4 protein-coding genes are annotated in these 5,118 nt (G+C 59.0%); 2 read left to right on the forward strand and 2 right to left on the reverse strand.

Annotation, left to right across the window (positions count from 1 at the left end; all coding sequences use genetic code 11):
• Positions 1-365, forward strand: a 365-nt coding sequence (locus tag P2Q66_RS03010) for a hypothetical protein (protein WP_275725459.1), incomplete at its 5' end; no start/stop codon positions are given.
• 461 nt (positions 366-826) lie between these two features.
• On the opposite strand, the gene P2Q66_RS03015 is transcribed toward P2Q66_RS03010, so the two are convergent.
• Both P2Q66_RS03015 and P2Q66_RS03020 read right to left on the reverse strand, forming a co-directional pair.
• Positions 827-2,044: a histidine kinase gene (locus P2Q66_RS03015; RefSeq protein ID WP_275725460.1), complete on the reverse strand. Its 1,218-nt coding sequence runs from the start codon at positions 2,042-2,044 to the stop codon at positions 827-829.
• Between the two features lie 166 nt (positions 2,045-2,210).
• Positions 2,211-2,912, reverse strand: a complete 702-nt coding sequence (locus tag P2Q66_RS03020; RefSeq protein ID WP_275725462.1) for a response regulator transcription factor — start codon at positions 2,910-2,912, stop codon at positions 2,211-2,213.
• 801 nt (positions 2,913-3,713) lie between these two features.
• Here P2Q66_RS03020 and P2Q66_RS03025 point away from each other — a divergent pair.
• A complete protein-coding gene (locus P2Q66_RS03025) occupies positions 3,714-4,094 on the forward strand; it encodes a hypothetical protein (RefSeq protein ID WP_275725464.1) in 381 nt (126 codons plus the stop codon).
• Positions 4,095-5,118 lie beyond the last annotated feature (1,024 nt).

Below are 5,118 nucleotides of genomic sequence, written 5' to 3' on the forward strand. Positions count from 1 at the left end.
AGCGGCTGGCCGCTGCCAACCCCGCCCTGCACGAACCCGACCTCGCCCTAGCACTGAGCACCCTGTCCAACCGGCTCTCTGAAGCCGGGGATCGTTCTGCCGAAGCCCTGGACGCTGCCCAGGAATCCGTGACAATCCGCCAACGGCTGGCCGCTGCCAACCCCGCCCTGTACGAACCCCACGTCGCCCGAGCGCTGAACAACCTGGCCAACCGGCTCGCTGACGCCGGAATGAATACGGAAGCCACTGTGTCCTGGAACGAACTGCTGCATATCTATGAACGGCTAGCCCGTCGAGATTCCCAATTCAGTGAGTCATTAATTCGGATACAACGAATTGTTTGGGAACGGACCCAGCTGCCGTAGAACACACTTGTGGGGCATCGGCGGCCTTCCTTGACGTTCCTTGTCATCCAGTGCCCTGGTTGGAAAGCACGCTTATGCCAAATTGGTTGTACCTGGGGGGTGATTTGCGGACGGGTTAAAGATTCTCGCAAACGAAGGATTACGAGAAAGCGTCGAATGAACTCAGGCGAACTAAGGTACCGCCGTCAGTGCGGTCGTTCGGTGGGTGAGACGTCTCGTATCCCAAGGGTTACGAGACGCCAAGTGCTGCGTCCCGAGGCGAGCACAGGGTGAGTACATCGGGGCTAGCATCATTGGATGATGCGGATCGTTGGCTACACGCCGGAATACCGGGAAGAGGTGCTTGCGCTTTCCTTAAGAGCCTGGGAGCCCGTCTGCTCTTCCTGACCGGTGGCGCCCCGTCTGCTCTTCCTGACCCTGCCTTGCATGCACCTGCTGCTCTAAACAGGCGTGGCTTTAGGTCAGTTCGTCACTGGAATCTTGGCATCGACGACAAACCCTAGGTCCTGAGACGTCCACGTCACGCTACCGCCTGCCACAGCTACCCGTTCCCGGAGTCCAAGTAGCCCGAACCCGGATTCTTTCCCTGATCGGGTCATGGGCGCCTGACCCGCTCCATCATCGGAAACGACAAGGCCGACAGAATCCTGTTCCCAGGTGATCGTGACTGTAGCGTTCGTCCCGGGCCCAGCATGCTTCGTGATGTTGGTGAGTGCTTCTTGAACCACTCGATATGCAGCATGGCCAACACTGATGCCCAGCTTTCGGGGTTCACCTTGCTCAACGAGGGAAACGTTCACTCCAGCTGATTGGACGGTGGAGATGAGCTGGCCTACGTCCCCCAATCCGGGGAAGGGCCCGAGGCCATCGTCTGCGGCTGACCCATCCTTCGGCCTTAGAACCCCGAGTAATCGGGCCAGCTCTTGGGTTGCCTCCGTTCCGACGGTCTCAATGACGTCCAGAGCTTGAGCGGCACGGATCGGGTCAGTTTCGATGACTCGGCGTCCCCCTGCGGCATGGAGCATCATCACTGTGACGGCGTGGGCGACTATGTCATGAAGTTCATTGGCGATATGGGCCCGTTCGGTTTCAACCGCCTCGAGAGCCTTCTGCCGCTCTTCCTCCAGGGCTGTAATTCGACGGCGGCTTCGTCCGGTAATCCATCCCCATGACCACGCCAGGACACCGCCAGTGACGCTCGAGTAGATAATCCAGGGGGAAGAGTTCACCATGACCGGAACGTCTTCTTGCAGCAGGACGAGCAGGAGAACGGCTGCCAGGGATACAGGTATGGACCGGCGAATCGGCACGTTCGCTGCGACGGCAGCCAACGCCACCAAAAGGGTCGCGTAGGGAACGTAAGCGCCGTACTCGTATCCGCGTGGGTTGAGGGGGCCTCCGAAGAACAACGTAACGAACAGGGTTACGTGCACCATGATTATCGCCAGCACTGGCAGCGGCGCCTTATGTCTCCAGATGAGCACCCAGGCTCCCGTAAACAGATAAATACCCGCAGGCATCCAGGAGTCCGGGATCATGCCAGGGGCATTCACTAGGAAGTTGCTCGCGTCGTAGGCGATGGCTAGCGCGGCCGTCGCGACGTCGGTGGCCCTCACTCGCAGTCGGTCGACACCCCATGGGGCTTGGACTGGGCCGATGCGCGATCCAATGGAAACCACGGCTCCTCCTTACGTCCCGCCAAAAAGATGAGACAGAGTCCTCAAACGCGACACTGCCTATCAGTAGTGTGCGCCGCATTGCAGATCTAAGCGTCAACCTTTGGGGTGCACTGACGGGTACATCTCAAGGTGTAGACGCTCACGCCAAAACGCGGAAGCGAGGACGCTATCGGTCGTCCGACCTGACGAGACCCCATCGGAACGCTGCGGATACTGCTTGAGACCTGTCCGTAACTCCCAGCTTCATCAGTATTCGATGCACGTGGGTCTTTACAGTCGCTTCGCTCAGAAAGAGCTTCTCGGCTATCTGCGAGTTGTTCATCCCGTTCGCGATGGCCGTGAGCACCTCCATTTCCCGCTCGGTCAAGCCGCTGGACTTGGGGGCCTTCGGAATGAGGGGCTCAGGCCTGGAGGAGAACTCCTCGAGGAGTCCCTTGGTGACGTTCGGGTCAAGCCAGCCGGCGCCTTTGGACAGAGCACGAATCGCCGCCGCCAGTATTTTTGGGGCTGAATTCTTCAGAAGAAAGCCTGAAGCCCCGGCACGAAGGGCCGCATGGACAGCCTGTTCATCGTTGAAAGTCGTGAGAATCAGAACGGGAATGGCCCCTGCCCCATTGAGATTGAACCCCTCGGAGGTAAGGATCTTCGTTGCCGCGACGCCGTCCATCGTCGGCATTCGAATATCCATCACGACAACATCAGGCTGAAGCCCGGCAACAATCTCCAGCCCGCTCTGGCCGTCTCCGGCCTCTCCTACAACCTCAATGTCAGGTTCGGTTGCCAGCACCAGGGTCAGCCCGGCCCTGACCAACTCCTCGTCATCGATGAGGACGACGCGAAGCTTCCGTGGTTCCTGAGAGTAGCCCACGAAGATTAGTGGGACTTTGGCTCTGCCTGCATGACGCAAAGTATCCCGCACAACGGGTCAGCTGTCAGCCTCCCGATTGATTCCGCTGCACCCGTGGATGCACCGACGAATGGGTTCTCCGGGTCGACGCGGGAAGAGGTGCCAGACGCGCACTCTGGACGCACCTTTCAGAACAGGAAGGGCACCATTCAAAGGAAAGGCACGGCAATGATGGACAACGGCAGTCTCAATCATCGCGCAAGGACCGCAGTGGCTACTCCCTTGGCCTTGGTCATTCTCATCGTGGCGCTTGCTTTATCAGCCTGCACCCCAACCCCGGGTCCCCACCACCCTCCCGGCCCAACCCCTACTACAGGGCCAGCAGCCAGAACCGCCATCCCAAATGAACTCGTCGGGGAGTGGAACGGCGGCCCCGACCCAGGGGAGTTCTGGCTGACACTGACGAGCGATGGTCGGTACGAACTGTCCAACTCAAGGCACGGCTACTGGGATAGGGGAGTTGTCGCTCTCCAACTGGAAACGATGACGTTCACATCTGAAGTCACTGGGAAAAAACAGGCTCGACAATGGGCATTCCAGACTTCCCCCAATGCGTTCGGCCACACATTTTCGATCCTCTCCCTTGATGGCTACAGCTACGTCAGAGAGTCCTGACCTGAAGTCTCACCTGCACAACTCCTCGGAGTCCCAGGGGGTGACTTTAGAACCTCTGCAATAACAACAACAATCCGGCGGCCCTAACTTTGGTGGATCCCGGGCCTCATACCACCCACGACAAACACCTATTGAAAGAAGAAGACAATGGCATGGCATCTGCACGCTTCACGGCGAGTACAAGTGAACGAGCGCGACGAGGACGTTGACACCCACGTGGACGTTAGGGCGGGCGACACACTCATCTTCCACGCCAGCGGGTCCATTTGGGCCGGCGTCTGGTGGACAGGACTCAACGGACCCAATGGCTGGAACCACAGAGACCACGACCCCAAATTCCCGCTACCAGGCGTCCATCCGTTTCAACTGCTGGGCAAACTCGACACGGGTTATTTCCCGATTGGCCGTTACGCCCGGCTGGATCAGACACCAAACCAGGGGCACCTGTACCTGCGCATCAACGACGACGTCCCAGGCAATGGATCTGGTGCTTTCCAAGTCGCCGTACAGTGCTACCGAAATGACTAAGCAACGGTGACCTAAAGCCAATTTGGCCGATCGGAACAGCAAGACCCGCTCCTGTATTGGGGCGGGTTTGTGCGGCTTCGCACGCCGGCCCGGGATGTTCGGCTCTCCGACTCTCGAACGGGCGACCGGCTTCGTCCTCGTGTCTCAAGCAGATAGTAATGGTGAGCCGCCCTGCCGACCCGGACGTTCTCTCACCCATCCATAAGCACCGGCACCCGCTGAGGCGTTACGACGAGCTGAATTCAAAACTTAGGGACGGGCCGAGTTCTGGTTCAACTTAATGTGTCTCATAACTCCCGTGCTCCAAATCCCTATGCTTTCGAGACACCAGTTGCAGGAGTACTGATCATTGATTAGAGCTCGAGTTTTTCCGAGGCCACTAGGGACTTGCACTTTTCTTATCCGCATTGCCTGCACGCGCCACAGCCCGCAAGCCCTCACGAAGACCCAGCACCCAATTGCCCCGTTGCGTCCTGGCAAGCGGGGCCAGTTCCGCATGCAATTGCCTGCGTGCGGATATCGCCGCGCGTATGTCTTGGGCGATCTTCCCGTCAATCAGCTCGAGGTCCCTATCGATGAGGTCAAGGTCGGCCTCGGACCCATGCAGTAGATCTGCCGTTCCCAAGTAGGCACTGGCCAACGTCGCTTGAGCGAATGCGCGGTCATCAGGGCTTGGGGCCATGAGCTGTGTCTTGAAGTTTGCCGCATCCTCACGAAGTTGGGCGCGAACGTAAGCCGACAGGGGAAGCGATGCCCGCCATGGCCCTGAGATGCCCGTATCAGCGAGAATCCACCGTGTGTGGCTTTGGGCCGGCGTTCGTGACCGCGAGACCCGCGCTTCGTTCAGGTAGAGGTCATCCGCTCTCAGGACGGAAACGGTTCCGGACAGACTCGCTTTCCGGTCCTCCTGGAGATTTTCCTGGTACAGGATCTGGAGGGTTCGGATGGCATTCACAATCGTCGCTGCACCAGGTATCCACAACATGAGCCGAAGTACCCGGCCTGGTCGCGAAGGCCGTCCCGA

It is taken from the genome of Arthrobacter sp. Cr_A7 (assembly GCF_029222765.1).
Taxonomy (GTDB): domain Bacteria; phylum Actinomycetota; class Actinomycetes; order Actinomycetales; family Micrococcaceae; genus Arthrobacter.